16 protein-coding genes are annotated in these 12531 nt (G+C 65.1%); 13 read left to right on the top strand and 3 right to left on the bottom strand.

Annotation, left to right across the window (positions count from 1 at the left end; translation table 11 throughout):
* From ATE64_RS09005 to ATE64_RS08945, 13 genes are all read left to right on the top strand, one after another.
* Window positions 1–426, top strand: coding sequence for a hypothetical protein (locus ATE64_RS09005; RefSeq protein WP_058454884.1), 426 nt, complete (start codon window positions 1–3; stop codon window positions 424–426).
* Window positions 423–1445 (top strand): P-type conjugative transfer ATPase TrbB, encoded by a 1023-nt coding sequence (gene trbB, locus ATE64_RS09000; protein ID WP_058454883.1) that lies wholly within the window; start codon window positions 423–425, stop codon window positions 1443–1445. Before ATE64_RS09005 ends, trbB begins: the two co-directional genes overlap by 4 nt.
* A complete protein-coding gene (locus ATE64_RS08995) occupies window positions 1442–1795 on the top strand; it encodes a TrbC/VirB2 family protein (protein ID WP_017499935.1) in 354 nt (117 codons plus the stop codon). Before trbB ends, ATE64_RS08995 begins: the two co-directional genes overlap by 4 nt.
* 38 nt (window positions 1796–1833) lie before the next feature.
* Window positions 1834–2064 (top strand): VirB3 family type IV secretion system protein, encoded by a 231-nt coding sequence (locus tag ATE64_RS08990; protein WP_051035683.1) that lies wholly within the window; start codon window positions 1834–1836, stop codon window positions 2062–2064.
* On the top strand, window positions 2058–4526 hold the full coding sequence (trbE, locus tag ATE64_RS08985) for a conjugal transfer protein TrbE (RefSeq protein WP_058454882.1): 2469 nt from the start codon (window positions 2058–2060) through the stop codon (window positions 4524–4526). Before ATE64_RS08990 ends, trbE begins: the two co-directional genes overlap by 7 nt.
* Before the next feature lie 6 nt (window positions 4527–4532).
* On the top strand, window positions 4533–5285 hold the full coding sequence (trbJ, locus tag ATE64_RS08980; protein ID WP_058454881.1) for a P-type conjugative transfer protein TrbJ: 753 nt from the start codon (window positions 4533–4535) through the stop codon (window positions 5283–5285).
* Between the two features lie 135 nt (window positions 5286–5420).
* Complete coding sequence (gene trbL / locus ATE64_RS08975; RefSeq protein WP_058454880.1) at window positions 5421–6728, top strand: P-type conjugative transfer protein TrbL; 1308 nt, start codon at window positions 5421–5423, stop codon at window positions 6726–6728.
* 3 nt (window positions 6729–6731) lie between these two features.
* A complete protein-coding gene (gene trbF, locus ATE64_RS08970; protein WP_058454879.1) occupies window positions 6732–7574 on the top strand; it encodes a conjugal transfer protein TrbF in 843 nt (280 codons plus the stop codon).
* A complete protein-coding gene (gene trbG / locus ATE64_RS08965; RefSeq protein ID WP_058454878.1) occupies window positions 7571–8422 on the top strand; it encodes a P-type conjugative transfer protein TrbG in 852 nt (283 codons plus the stop codon). Before trbF ends, trbG begins: the two co-directional genes overlap by 4 nt.
* Window positions 8419–9657, top strand: coding sequence for a TrbI/VirB10 family protein (locus ATE64_RS08960; protein WP_058454877.1), 1239 nt, complete (start codon window positions 8419–8421; stop codon window positions 9655–9657). Before trbG ends, ATE64_RS08960 begins: the two co-directional genes overlap by 4 nt.
* The gene (locus ATE64_RS08955; protein WP_058454876.1) at window positions 9650–9862 is read left to right on the top strand and encodes a DUF2274 domain-containing protein; all 213 of its coding nucleotides are present in this window, start codon (window positions 9650–9652) and stop codon (window positions 9860–9862) included. Before ATE64_RS08960 ends, ATE64_RS08955 begins: the two co-directional genes overlap by 8 nt.
* Before the next feature lie 4 nt (window positions 9863–9866).
* Complete coding sequence (locus ATE64_RS22335; RefSeq protein ID WP_051035681.1) at window positions 9867–10100, top strand: helix-turn-helix domain-containing protein; 234 nt, start codon at window positions 9867–9869, stop codon at window positions 10098–10100.
* Between the two features lie 315 nt (window positions 10101–10415).
* On the top strand, window positions 10416–10679 hold the full coding sequence (locus ATE64_RS08945; protein WP_058454875.1) for an Arm DNA-binding domain-containing protein: 264 nt from the start codon (window positions 10416–10418) through the stop codon (window positions 10677–10679).
* Between the two features lie 65 nt (window positions 10680–10744).
* Here ATE64_RS08945 and ATE64_RS08940 read toward each other — a convergent pair whose 3' ends face one another.
* The 3 genes from ATE64_RS08940 to ATE64_RS08930 are packed head-to-tail and all read right to left on the bottom strand — an operon-like array spanning window position 10745 to window position 12517.
* On the bottom strand, window positions 10745–11500 hold the full coding sequence (locus tag ATE64_RS08940; RefSeq protein ID WP_058454874.1) for an SDR family NAD(P)-dependent oxidoreductase: 756 nt from the start codon (window positions 11498–11500) through the stop codon (window positions 10745–10747).
* Complete coding sequence (locus ATE64_RS08935) at window positions 11501–12286, bottom strand: SDR family NAD(P)-dependent oxidoreductase (RefSeq protein ID WP_058454873.1); 786 nt, start codon at window positions 12284–12286, stop codon at window positions 11501–11503.
* Entirely contained in the window at window positions 12287–12517 is a 231-nt protein-coding gene (locus ATE64_RS08930; RefSeq protein WP_058454872.1) for a lipoyl domain-containing protein, read from the bottom strand. It lies immediately after the preceding gene.
* Between the last annotated feature and the right edge of the window lie 14 nt (window positions 12518–12531).

Genomic DNA, 12531 nt, shown 5'->3' with positions numbered 1-12531 from the left:
ATGGCGGCGATCAAACCCAACCGCGTCCGCTACCAGCTCTTCCTGCCCGAAGATCTGAGCCACCGCTTCGAGGCGCTGGCGAGCCAGCCCGGCGCGTCCAAATCGGCGATCCTCACCGACGCGCTCACCGCCTGGCTCAACCGGCAGGCGGCGAGCGGGCTGGAGAACAAGTTCAGCCAGCGGCTCGATCGCATGTCGCTCGCGCTGGGGCGTGTCGAGCGTGACGGGCATGTGCTGCTCGAGAGCCTGGCGCTGTTCATCCGCTATGAACTGATGGTGCAGGCCCCTTTGGCCGAAGCCGACGAAGCGGCGCGTGCGATCGGCCGAGACCGCTTCGAGGCGTTCATTGCCCGCGTCGGCGAAGCGCTCGCCAGCGGCCAGCGCACGCTTGCTGCCTCCGCGAAAGACAATGGAGGTGGGCGATGAGCGACACGCTTTTCGGCTCCGATAATTCCGCAGGGCGTCGGCGCGCGATGCTGCGCACCGCGATGGGGACGACTATCGCGGCGGCGCTGGCCGATCCGATGGTCATCGAGATCATGGTCAACCCGGACGGCGTGTTGCGCCTCGATCGACTTGGCGAAGGCCGGATCGATACCGGCACCAAATATGAGCCCGCGCAAGTCGAGCGGATCATTCGTCTGGTAGCATCCCACGCGCGCACCGAGGTTCATGGCAATGCGCCGATCGTTTCGGCCGAGCTGCCGCCGCACGGCGAAGGCGCGGGCGAGCGGTTCGAGGGTATCCTGCCGCCGGTCAGCCTCGCGCCATGCTTCTCGATCCGCAAGCCCGCGGCGCGCATCTACACTTTGCTCGACTATGTGCGGGACGGCATCATGCTCGCCGACACGGCGCGACTGCTGTCGATGGCCGTGGTCGAGCGCAAGAACATCCTGGTCGCGGGCGGCACCAGTTCGGGCAAGACGACGCTTGCCAACGCGCTGCTCGCCGAGATGGCGCACCTCGATGAACGCGTCATCATCATTGAAGACACGCGTGAGTTGCAATGCGCCGCGCCCGACGTGGTGGGGCTGCGCACGCGTACGATCGGCACTGCCGGAGCCGGCGGCGTCACGATGGCTGATCTTGTCCGCTCGACATTGCGGCTCCGCCCCGATCGCATCGTCGTTGGCGAGGTGCGCGGGCGCGAAGCGCTCGACATGCTCAAAGCCTGGAACACCGGGCATCCGGGCGGCATCGCAACCGTCCACGCCAATTCGGCAGTGTCGGCCCTCTACCGGCTCGAGCAGCTCGTGCAGGAAAGCGTCGTCACCGTTCCGCGCCGGCTGATCGCCGAATCCATCGACATGATCGTGTTCATCGCCGGGCGCGGCCTCGCGCGCCGCGTCGACACGATCGCGCGCGTCGCCGGCCTCGATCCCGACGGCGGCTACGCCGTCCTCGACCTTACTCCCGACCACGCCCTCGAACCCCAAGGAGAATGACCATGCGCTTGTCCCGTATTCCTGCCCGTATTCCTGATCGTCGGAGCATCTTCCTCACCGGAGCCGCCATCGGCCTCGGGCTTGCGCTCGCCGCCACCGCGCAGGCCGCCGGCTCGGGCATGCCGTGGGAGGAACCGCTCCAGCAGGTGCTGGAGTCGGTCCAGGGTCCGGTCGCCAAGATCGTCGCGGTGATCATCATCATCGTCACCGGTTTGACGCTGGCGTTCGGCGAGACAGCAGGCGGGTTCCGCCGCCTCATCCAGATCATCTTCGGCCTGTCGATTGCGTTCGCGGCGTCGAGCTTCTTCCTCAGCTTCTTCAGCTTCGGCGGTGGAGCGCTCATCTCGTGATCGCCTCCGGCAGTCATATCGAGGGTTTCGAGGCGCCGATGCACCGCGCGCTCGCCGAGCCGATCCTGCTCGGCGGGGCGCCGAGGGCGATCGCGATCGTCAATGGTACGATCGCGGCCGCGCTCGGGCTCGGTCTCCAGCAGTGGATCGCCGGGCTGGCCATGTGGGCGTTCGGGCACACCCTCGCGGTGTTCGCCGCCAAACGCGATCCCGACTTCGCCCCGGTCCTGGTTCGCCACCTTCGCCAGAAGGGGCATCTGTCATGCTGAATCTGCGCGAATACCGTCAGAAGGCCGCCCGGCTCGCCGATCACCTTCCATGGGCGGCGCTTGTCGCGCCCGGCGTGGTGCTCAACAAGGACGGCAGCTTTTCGCGCGTCCTCAGGTTCCGCGGCCCCGATCTAGAATCCGCCACCGAAGCCGAGCTTGTCGCCGCCTGCGCGCGGGCGAACAATGTCCTGAAGCGCTTCGGCTCGGGCTGGGCACTCCATTTCGAGGCCGAGCGGCGCGAAGCGCTGGGTTATCCCGACAGCAGCTTTCCCGATGCGGCGTCGTGGCTGGTCGATGAGGAACGGCGCGCGGCGTTCGAAAGCGCGGGCGCGCATTTCGAGAGCCGCTATTATCTGACGCTCACCTTCCTGCCTCCGCCCGATCAGGCGGACACGGCGGGCCGAGCGCTGGTCGAGCGCAGCGACGACGCGAAGGGCCGCGACTGGCGACAAGCGCTTGCCGGCTTCATCGCCGAGACGGATCGCGCGCTTGACCTGTTCAGAGGCTTCATGCCCGAGGTGCGCGCGCTCGGCGACAGCGAAATGCTGACCTTTCTCCACGGTGCGATCTCCGCGCGCCGCCATGTCGTCGCCGTGCCCGAAACGCCCATCTATCTGGACGGGCTGCTGGCCGACACGCCGCTGACCGGCGGGCTGGAGCCGATGCTGGGCGACCAGCATCTGCGGACGCTGACCATTCTCGGATTTCCGAACGCGAGCCGTCCCGGCATCCTCGACGGACTCAACCATGAGGATTTTGGCTATCGCTGGGTGACGCGCTTCATTGCGCTCGACAAGACCGACGCAACCAAAGCGCTCACTCGCCTGCGGCGGCAGTGGTTCAACAAGCGCAAGTCGATCACCGCGCTGCTGCGCGAAGTCATCTACAACCAGCCGGTCCAGCTTCTCGACAGCGATGCCGACAACAAGGTGGTCGATGCCGACCTGGCCTTGCAGGCGCTCGGCGGCGATCATGTCGCGTTCGGCTATCTGACGACGACGATCACCGTTGCCGATATCGACCGCGCCCGCGTCGAGGAAAAGGTCCGCGCGGTCGAGCGCATCGTCAACGGGCTCGGCTTCACCTGCATCCGCGAGGGCATGAATGTGGTCGAGGCGTGGCTGTCGAGCCTGCCGGGCCATGTCTATGCGAACGTCCGGCAACCGATCGTCCACACCCTGAATCTCGCGCATCTCATGCCGCTGTCCTCGGTATGGGCAGGACCGGCGCGTAATCCGCATCTCGACGGTCCGCCGCTGCTTTATGCGGAAACCAGCGGCTCGACGCCGTTCCGTCTCAGCACGCATGTCGGCGACGTCGGTCATATGCTGATCGTCGGACCCACCGGGGCCGGAAAGTCGGTGCTGCTCGCAATGCTCGCGCTTCAGTTCCGGCGATATCCAGACTCCCAGGTCTATGTCTTCGACAAGGGATTTTCGGCGCGCGCGGCCGTGCTGGCGATGGGCGGCGCGCATCACGCGCTCGGGCTTGGCGGCGAGAGCGGTCATGCCGATGACGAGGGCGGGCGAACGATCGCCTTCCAGCCGCTGCGCCACATCGATCGCTCCAACGAACGAGCCTGGGCGGCCGAATGGATCGGCGCGCTGCTCGCCCATGAGAAAGTACTGGTCACACCCGAGATCAAGGAGGCCGTCTGGTCGGCGCTCACCAATCTCGCGACTGCCCCGATCGAGGAACGCACGCTCACCGGCCTGTCGCTGCTGCTGCAATCGGCACCGCTGCGATCGGCGCTCACGCCCTATACGCTCGAAGGACCGTTCGGCCGCCTGCTCGACGCCGCCGAAGACGATCTAGCGATCGCCGACGTGCAGTGCTTCGAGACTGAAGCGCTGATGGGGCAGGCGGGCGTCGTTGCGCCCGTGCTGACCTACCTGTTCCACCGGCTCGAAGAGCGCTTCACCGGGCGGCCGACGCTTCTCGTACTGGATGAAGCCTGGGTGTTCCTCGACCACCCGCTGTTCGCCGCGCGCATTCGTGAGTGGCTGAAGGTGCTGCGCAAGAAGAACGTCAGCGTCGTGTTCGCGACACAGAGCCTAGCCGATATCGCCGACAGCACGATCGCGCCGGCCATCATCGAAAGCTGTCCGCAGCGCATCTTGCTGCCCAATGATCGGGCGATCGAGCCGCAGGGCCAGACGGCCTACGTCCGCTTCGGTCTCAACGCGCGCCAGATCGAACTGGTCAGCCGCGCGACGCCCAAGCGGCAATATTATCTGCAATCAGCGCGCGGCAACCGGCTGTTCGAGCTTGGGCTAGGCCCGATCGCGCTGGCGTTGTGCGGCGCGTCCGATCCCGACAGCCAGAAGCGCATAGACGCGGTGCTGGCCGAAAAGGGCCAGGCCGACTTCGCCGCGACCTTTCTCTCCCAAGCCGGCCTCGATTGGGCGGCCGACCTGCTTGGGCGTCACCCTGCCGCCCGCCCCCCAGAAGACAAGGAGTAATTTCCCGTGCCCCGTATCCCTATCCGCAAATATGCGTGCCTCTCTGCTCTCGCGCTCGGCGCCGTCGGCTCGCTCGGTATCGGCATCGCGTTGACCTCGACGCCCGTCGCGGCCCAGCTCAGCGTGTTCGATCCATCGAACTATTCGCAAAACCTGCTCACCGCCGCGCGCACGCTCGCCCAGATCAATAACCAGATCCAGAGCCTCCAGAACGAAGCGCAAATGCTGATCAACCAGGGCAAAAACCTCACCAGGATCGATTTCCCGCAACTTCAGGAGCTTCGCCAGCGCCTCCAGCAGATCGACCAGCTCATGGGCCAGGCGCAGGGCGTCGACTTCCGCATCGATCAGCTCGACGAGCGCTTCCGCCAGCTCTACCCGCAGGAGTTCGATCAGGTGTTCCGCCGCGATCAGCGTGTGGCTCGCGCACGCGATCAACTCGATACCGCAATGTCCGCGTTTCGCCAGACGATGGGGGTCCAGAACCGCATCGTCGACAACGTACGGAGCGACACGCAGGCGCTCGCCGACATCGTCGCGCGCAGCCAGGGCGCGGAAGGCTCGCTTCAGGCGCAGCAGGCCACGAACCAGCTTCTCGCGCTCACCGCCAAGCAGCAGCTCCAGCTTCAGCAAATGATGGCGGCGCAGTTCCGGGCGGAATCGGTCGAGCAGGCGCAGCGGGGCCAGATCGCGCGCGAGGCACGCGAGTCAACGCGCCGCTTCCTCGGCGACGGCAAGGCTTACACGCCACGCCAATGAGCTGAGGCAGGCGAGGACCGCGCCCCCAGCTCCCCCCGGTCCGAACCTGTCTCGTCGCGGGGGCCGTAGGGCTTGCCCCTCTCATGGCCGCCGGTCCCCGCGACACCTTTCAACTTCAAGCAGGAACCCGCCCATATGGATGACCTGAATGTCATCGATCAGTTCATGGAGGCCTTCGCCTCCTACATCGACAGCGGGTTCGGCCTGTTGGGCGGTGACGTCGGTTTCCTGACCACGATCCTGATCGGCATCGACATCACTCTCGCCGGGCTGTTCTGGGCGCTCGGCGGCGAAGACGACGTCATCGCCAAGTTCCTCAAGAAGATCCTCTATGTCGGCGTCTTCGCCCTGATCCTCAACAGCTTCTCGACACTGTCCGATATCATCTTTCGCAGCTTCGCCGGCCTCGGCCTCACCGCAGGGGGCAGCGCGATTACGGCTGACGATTTATTGCGACCCGGCAAGCTGGCCGGGACCGGCTTCGAGGCAGCATGGCCGCTCCTCGAGCAGGCGAAGGAGTTGGTTGGCCCGATCGCCTTCTTCGACAATTTCATCGAGATCGCCGTGCTGGTGATCGCCTGGGTCGTCGTCATCGCCGCCTTTTTCATCCTCGCGATCCAGCTTTTCATCACAATCCTCGAATTCAAGCTCACTTCGCTCGCCGGCTTCGTGCTCGTGCCCTTTGCGCTGTGGAACCGCACGTCGTTCCTCGCCGAACGGGTGCTCGGGAACGTCGTCAGTTCGGGCATCAAGGTCATGGTGCTCGCGGTCATCGTCGGCATCGGCTCTAACTATTTCGCCGACTTCACCAGTGCGATCACCGGCGACGAGGTGTCGATCGAACAGGCCGTGTCGCTGATGCTCGCGAGCCTCGCGATCTTTGGCCTCTCCATCTTCGGCCCGGGAATCGCATCCGGCCTCGTCGCCGGCGCGCCGCAGCTCGGCGCCGGATCGGTGATCGCCACTACCGCGCTTGCCGGCGGAGGTCTTGCGATGGCAGGCGCTGGCGCCGTCGGCGCGGCACGCGGTCTCGCGGGGGCCGGTCTCGGCGCGATCCGCGCCGGTACATCGATGGGGTCTGCCGCATCCACCGCCTACAAGCTCGGGCAGGAAACCTCGGGCTCGACCAGCGTCGGCGCGGGCCTCGGCGGCGTTGCGACCGCCATGCGCGGCGCGGCTGCCAACCGGATGAGCGGCGGTCTCGGCGTTAGCGCTGCCGCCGATCGTGGGCAGCGCGCCGCATGGGAAGCAGGAAGCACCCGTGCCGGCGGCGGCGCCCCCGCAGCCGCGCCGACAGGCGCAGCTGAAGGAACACCCGCCTGGGCGCAGAAGCTTCATGCCAGCCAGAATGCTCGCCACCGCCGTCAGATGGCGATCCACGCAATCCAGGGCGGCGACCGCGGCGGCGCTGGCGCCACTCCAGACATCAAGGAAAGGGACTGAGCGATGAAATTTCGACGCGCATTGCAGCGCTATGGGCGAACGCCCGAACCCGAGACACCCTACCAACGAGCGGGCCAGCTTTGGGATGAGCGTATCGGCTCGGCTCGCGCACAGGCGAAGAACTGGCGGCTGATGGCCTTCGGCGGCCTGTTCCTGACCACTGGTCTGTCGGGCGCGCTGGTCTGGCAATCGATGCAAAGCCGCGTCGTGCCCTATGTGGTCGAGGTCGATGCACTCGGGCAAGCACAGGCCGTCGCGCCTGCCGCCAAGGACTATCGGCCGACCGATCCGCAGATCGCATGGTTCCTCGGCCGGTTCATCACCGGCGTTCGAGCGCGCTCGCTCGATCCGGTATTGATGCGTGAAAACTGGCTATCAGCCTATGATTTCGCGACCGAACGTGCGTCACTGTTCCTCGGCGAATATGCCCGCACCTCCAATCCGTTCGCCGATGTCGGGCGCAAGACGGTTTCGGTGCAGGTGACGAGCATCGTCCGCGCGTCAGATACGAGCTTCCAGGTCAAATGGACCGAGCAGCAATATGAGCGGGGAAGCCTCGCCAGCACGTCACGCTGGACGGCGATGCTCACGGTGAAGATCAAGCCGCCGCGCTCGGCCGATGTGCTCCGAAAAAACCCGCTCGGTCTCTATGTTGACGCGATCGACTGGAGCCGCGAACTGGAAACGCCGCAGGACCGGCCACCTTCGCCGCAACCATCGGCCGTGCCCGATCCCGCACAATCACTCCCGGTCGCGCCGCCCGCCGACATTCCGCTGGGCTCGCCGCTCGATCCGACCCTTGCTCAACCCGCAGCCGCACCATCCCCCGAAAGGACCGACCAATGATCCGTGCCCTCATCCTGGCGGCGAGCGCGATGGCGCTTGCCATGCCCGCCGCTGCGCAGAGCCGCGAACCCGCGTCACCGACCGCGCGCGTCACTGCCGCCAACCGGGCGGCACTGCGCGAGCCGTCGAGCGCGGGATATATATATGCCGTCCAGGTCTATCCCTGGGCGGAAGGCGTGCTCTACCGGCTCTATGCCGCGCCCGAGCGCATCACCGACATTGCCTTGCAGCCGGGCGAAACGATTGTGTCCGTCGCCGCCGGCGACACCGTGCGCTGGACTGTCGGCGATACCACCAGCGGCATCGGCGAAAGCAAGCGCGTGCACATCCTCGTCAAGCCGTTTTCGGCGGGCCTACGCACAAACCTTGTCATTGCTACCGATCGCCGGACCTACCATCTCCAGCTCGAAAGCACGCCCGCGACCGCGATGGCGGCGATCTCCTGGACCTATCCACATGACGAGCTGATCGCGCTCCGGCGTCAGCGGGATGCAGCCGTGGCGGCGACGCCGATCGCGTCGGGCCTCTCGGTCGAAAGCCTCAACTTCAACTATGCGATCTCGGGCGACAAGCCGGCCTGGCGGCCGCTGCGCGCGTTCGACGATGGGCGGCAGACCTACATCGAGTTCTCGCCCGCGATCGCCGTGGGTGAGGCGCCCCCGCTGTTCGTGATTGGCGAGGATGGCGAGGCCCAGCTCGTCAACTATCGCGTCGCCGGCCGCTATTATGTGGTCGACCGCCTGTTCGGTGTCGCCGAGCTGCGCCTTGGCGGCAAGAAACAGCAGATTGTCCGTATCACCGCCGCCCAGCCGAAGAGCCGGCAGCGCAAGGCCGGGAGGGGCGCGTGACCGATCCAACCGCTTCTTCCGCGCCGATCGCGGCGCCCAAAGCCGACCCCGAAACGCTCGTTCTGCGCGCGGCGCCGGGCCGCGTCACCCGTTTTCGCCGCGGTGCGATCGTCGCCATCGCTGCCGCCGGCTCGACCGCGATCATCGGCGTCGCCTGGCTGGCGCTCAAGCCCGCGACCCTGAGCCTGATCGCACCAAGCGATGAAAAGCTGGTTGGCGCGAAGGCGCCGCCTGATGCGCTCGCGGGCGCGCCGACGAGCTATGGCGACGTGCCGAAGCTCGGGCCACCGCTTCCCGGTGATCTCGGGCGGCCGATCCTCGAGCGCCAGCGGCAGCTTGGCGGGATGGTTCCCCCTGACCCCGCTGCCGATGCGGTGAGCCGGGCCGCGCAGGAAGCCGAAGCCGAGCGCCAGCGCATCGCCGCTGAGCAGAAGGCCGCACGCGAGTCTGGCGTCATGCTGCAATTGGCGGGCGGCGGTCGCGCCGCCGCCCCTGCACCGGTGACTACCGATGCAAGTGTTCCGCCAGCATCGGCCGAGACTGCCAAGCCGCTCCTCGACCCTGACCGAGATCCTAACGCCCAGGGGCGCAAGAACGAATTGGTCGGCCGCGCCAATCGCGACGACGACATCAATCCGCACGCGCTGGCGCAGTCCGTATCGCCTTGGATCTTGCAGGCCGGCAGCATCATTGCCGCGAGCCTCATAACCGGGCTCAACTCGGATCTTCCCGGGCTCGTCACCGCGCAGATCACGGAGAACGTCTATGACAGTGTGACCGGGCGCGGTCTGCTCATTCCGCAAGGATCGCGGCTGATCGGCAGCTACGACAGCGTTGTAGCGTTTGGGCAGAGCCGTGCGCTGGTCGTCTGGCAGCGGATCATCCTGCCCGACGGCTCGTCGATTCGTATCGACAATGTGCCGGCGACCGATACGCAGGGCTATGCGGGTCTGTCCGACCGGATCGACCGGCATACTTGGCAGCTTCTGAAGGGCGTCGCCCTGTCGACATTGCTGGGCGTCGGCACTGAATTGAGCTTCGGCAGCACCGAAAGCGACCTTGTCCGGGCGATCCGCGAGTCAGCGCAGCAGAGCGGCGCGCGCGCCAGCGATCAGCTCGTCACGCGCAATCTCAATATCCAGCCGACCTTGCGCGTTCGCCCCGGCTGGCCGCTACGGGTGGTCGTGCACAAAGACATCATATTGCCCGGACCCTGGGGAGGCCGTCATGGCTGATTTGAAGCTGCCAAGGCTGCCCGATCGGACGCCGGTTAAGATCACGATCAACGTCATGCCGGATCTCATCGAAGCGCTGAACGACTACGCCGAGGCCTATGAGGCGGCCTACGGCCGACGCGAGTCCGTACCGGACCTCATTCCATTCATGCTTAGCGGCTTCCTGGCGAGCGACCGCTCGTTCAGCCGGGCACGTAAGAAATAGTCCGATGTCGGCCCGGCAGCCTGCAACGAATGGCGACGACGCGCCCCCGATTGGGCCGATAAGCGTTCGCATTCCCGACGCAGTACGGATGACGGGGCTCAGCAAATCCAAGATCTACCAGCTCATCGCTTCCGGCGACATCGAGGCAGCCAAGGTCGGCCGTGCAACCGTGGTGTTTGTCGATAGTCTGCGGTCCTTTCTGCGATCACACTGTAAACAGCCGCGTTCTCGGGCGTAGCAGGGATCGCGCATGTCGGCCTGTCGATATTTCGGCACGGCCTGTCGCGAAGGGGTAAAATTGGGGGTGGATTGAGCGGAATTATCGGCACGACGATCAAGAACGTTGTTATAAATCAGTATCTTATGTTTTTCGTGTGAATCCCTCCTCCGCTACCAGTCGCTAACCCCTTCAAAACCTCGCTTTTCGGCAGTTTTCTGCCAGTACTCGAGGCTGTTCCCATGTCGGCATTTCCGCTTCCAGAAGTGAGTTATTCGGACAACTCACGACAGATTTGGACCGGTTTGGACACATCTTTCGCGAGAATTTTCGCGAATGTTTCATGGCCTCGATCACCTCGATGTTGCCATGAGCGAGAGTGTCATTCTAACGCCCACGCATATTGACCGGCTGAAGGGCGGTTCACCGGCCGACCGGGAGGTCCCCGGCCTTTCCATTGTCTTTTTCGGCCCCGCCAAGAAGCAATGGCGCTTCCGGCGCCTCGTTGAGGGGCCCAGCAAAACCGTCGAACGGATTCTTTGCGTCTACCCTGCCTTCTCGATCGATGAGGCGCGCGTACGGGCAGCAGGTTATGCTTGATCTAGTCGAAAAGCTGCCAGTCTCCAATCCACCAGAATCGGAATCGCAGCGGATCGTCGCCGAGTTTACTGAAGGCGGGCAGCGCCATCGAAGCGGACGCAGGTGCCGTTCAGCATCGGACTGCCTATGACCGTCTCGACGAATTCCGCAAATTCTTCCAGACGGCCGAGCCGGCTGGGATGCGGCACGCCTGCGGCGAGCGCGTCCCTATGTTGTTGTGGCAGCGCTTCGACCATCGGGCTGAGGAATGTGCCCGGTGCGATAGCGACAATTCTGATCTTGTGCGGAGCCAGATCGCGCGCGATGGGCAGCGACATTCCGACTATAGCGTTCTTCGACGCACTGTAGGCGGCCTGCCCGGCGATGCCGTCGAAGGCGGCGATCGACGATGTGTTGACGATCACCCCGCGCTCTTCTCCGATCGGGTCGGCAGCGCATAGTCTGGCGGCGAACTGCGAGAGTGTGTTGAACGTCCCGACCAGATTGATGTCGATGATCCGTCGGAAGGCATCAAGGGGATGGGGTTTTCCGCCTTGATCAACGGTTTTGACGAGGTCCGAGATTCCAGCGCAATTGACGAGAATGCGCGCGATGCCGTGCCGAGCCTCTGCGGCGTCCAGAGCAGCCTTTACGCTCGCTTCGCAGGTGACATCGCATTCCGCAAACAGGGCGCCTGTTTCCGTCGCGTTCCGTTCGCCCGCGACAGGGTCGCGGTCGAGGATTGCTACTTTTGCGCCGCGCGCCGCAAGCAGTTTCGCCGTCGCCGCGCCGAGGCCGGATCCACCGCCCGTAACAATGGCGGCGACGCCGTCGATTTCCATCTAGCTTCCTTCCGGTTCCGGTGCGTCGATCATCGATCCGGCGCCGGCATACCAGCCGCCATCGATGATCAGTTCTGCCCCCGTTACATAGCGCGCGTCATCGGAAGCGAAATAGAGGACTCCGTGTGCGATATCGATGGGATCGCCGGTCCACCCCATAGGGATTCGGGCGTTGACCGCCGCCAGTTGCTCCGGCGCAATGTTGCCGGCGATCGGCGTGTCGATCCGTCCGGGAAGGATTGTGTTGACCCGGATGCCTTGCCGGGCGAATTCGAGCGCCGCCGCCCGGCTCATCATGCGAACCGCGCTTTTCGAGGCGTGATACGACAGGGCGTCGGGACTGGGGGTAATCGCATAGATCGACGCGATGTTGACGATCGCCGCGCTCGCGGACTTGAGCAATTCGGGCACTGCCGCCTGCATGCCCAGAAGCGTTCCCGTCTGGTTGACGGCAATCACGTCGGACCAGATTTCTGGCGTCGTCGTGCGCACGCCGCCCATGCGAAAAATGCCGGCATTGTTGACGAGCGTGGTCAACCCGGCAAACCGTTCGACGGTGAATCGCACCGCCTGCCGCCAGCTTTCGGCGCTGGTGACGTCGAGCGGCGTCAGGGCGGCATCGCCGCCCGCGGCAACGATCCGGTCTATGACATTTTGTCCGGCCTCGATCTGGATATCGCCAACGACGACGCGGGCGCCCTCGCGGGCGAAAAGTTCGGCCTCGGCCGCGCCGAGGCCACTCGCGCCTCCGGAAATCAGGGCTACCTTGCCGTCGAGCCGGCCCATCTATTCGATGACCGCGAGAATAGCGCCGACCTGATAGGTTTCCCCGATCGCAGCGCGAATTCGTAAGGTTCCCGTGGCCGGGCTTTCGACCTCCTGCGTCGATTTCTCGCTCTCGAGCGCATAGAGCGGCTCGCCTTCAACCGCTTGACCGCCGTCGGCGACGAGCCATTCGACGAGTTCGCCTTCGTTCATCGAAAAGCCGATTTTGGGCAACAGGACTTCGACCGCCATGGAGAGATTTCCTT

Origin of the sequence: Sphingopyxis sp. H073, assembly GCF_001468395.1 — a bacterium.
Lineage (GTDB): Bacteria > Pseudomonadota > Alphaproteobacteria > Sphingomonadales > Sphingomonadaceae > Sphingopyxis.
This window is presented reverse-complemented; position numbering and strand designations above follow the sequence as displayed.

What these genes read in the sequence shown, in the direction of transcription:
- trbE (WP_058454882.1), top strand. Translation starts at nt 2,058, where the DNA reads ATGCTGAATCTGCGCGAATACCGTCAGAAGGCCGCCCGGCTCGCCGAT.
- ATE64_RS08930 (WP_058454872.1), bottom strand. Translation starts at nt 12,517, where the DNA reads ATGGCGGTCGAAGTCCTGTTGCCCAAAATCGGCTTTTCGATGAACGAA.
- trbG (WP_058454878.1), top strand. Translation starts at nt 7,571, where the DNA reads ATGATCCGTGCCCTCATCCTGGCGGCGAGCGCGATGGCGCTTGCCATG.
- ATE64_RS08945 (WP_058454875.1), top strand. Translation starts at nt 10,416, where the DNA reads ATGTTTCATGGCCTCGATCACCTCGATGTTGCCATGAGCGAGAGTGTC.
- ATE64_RS08935 (WP_058454873.1), bottom strand. Translation starts at nt 12,286, where the DNA reads ATGGGCCGGCTCGACGGCAAGGTAGCCCTGATTTCCGGAGGCGCGAGT.
- ATE64_RS08990 (WP_051035683.1), top strand. Translation starts at nt 1,834, where the DNA reads ATGCACCGCGCGCTCGCCGAGCCGATCCTGCTCGGCGGGGCGCCGAGG.
- ATE64_RS08995 (WP_017499935.1), top strand. Translation starts at nt 1,442, where the DNA reads ATGACCATGCGCTTGTCCCGTATTCCTGCCCGTATTCCTGATCGTCGG.
- trbF (WP_058454879.1), top strand. Translation starts at nt 6,732, where the DNA reads ATGAAATTTCGACGCGCATTGCAGCGCTATGGGCGAACGCCCGAACCC.
- trbB (WP_058454883.1), top strand. Translation starts at nt 423, where the DNA reads ATGAGCGACACGCTTTTCGGCTCCGATAATTCCGCAGGGCGTCGGCGC.
- ATE64_RS08940 (WP_058454874.1), bottom strand. Translation starts at nt 11,500, where the DNA reads ATGGAAATCGACGGCGTCGCCGCCATTGTTACGGGCGGTGGATCCGGC.
- ATE64_RS09005 (WP_058454884.1), top strand. Translation starts at nt 1, where the DNA reads ATGGCGGCGATCAAACCCAACCGCGTCCGCTACCAGCTCTTCCTGCCC.
- ATE64_RS22335 (WP_051035681.1), top strand. Translation starts at nt 9,867, where the DNA reads ATGTCGGCCCGGCAGCCTGCAACGAATGGCGACGACGCGCCCCCGATT.
- ATE64_RS08955 (WP_058454876.1), top strand. Translation starts at nt 9,650, where the DNA reads ATGGCTGATTTGAAGCTGCCAAGGCTGCCCGATCGGACGCCGGTTAAG.
- trbL (WP_058454880.1), top strand. Translation starts at nt 5,421, where the DNA reads ATGGATGACCTGAATGTCATCGATCAGTTCATGGAGGCCTTCGCCTCC.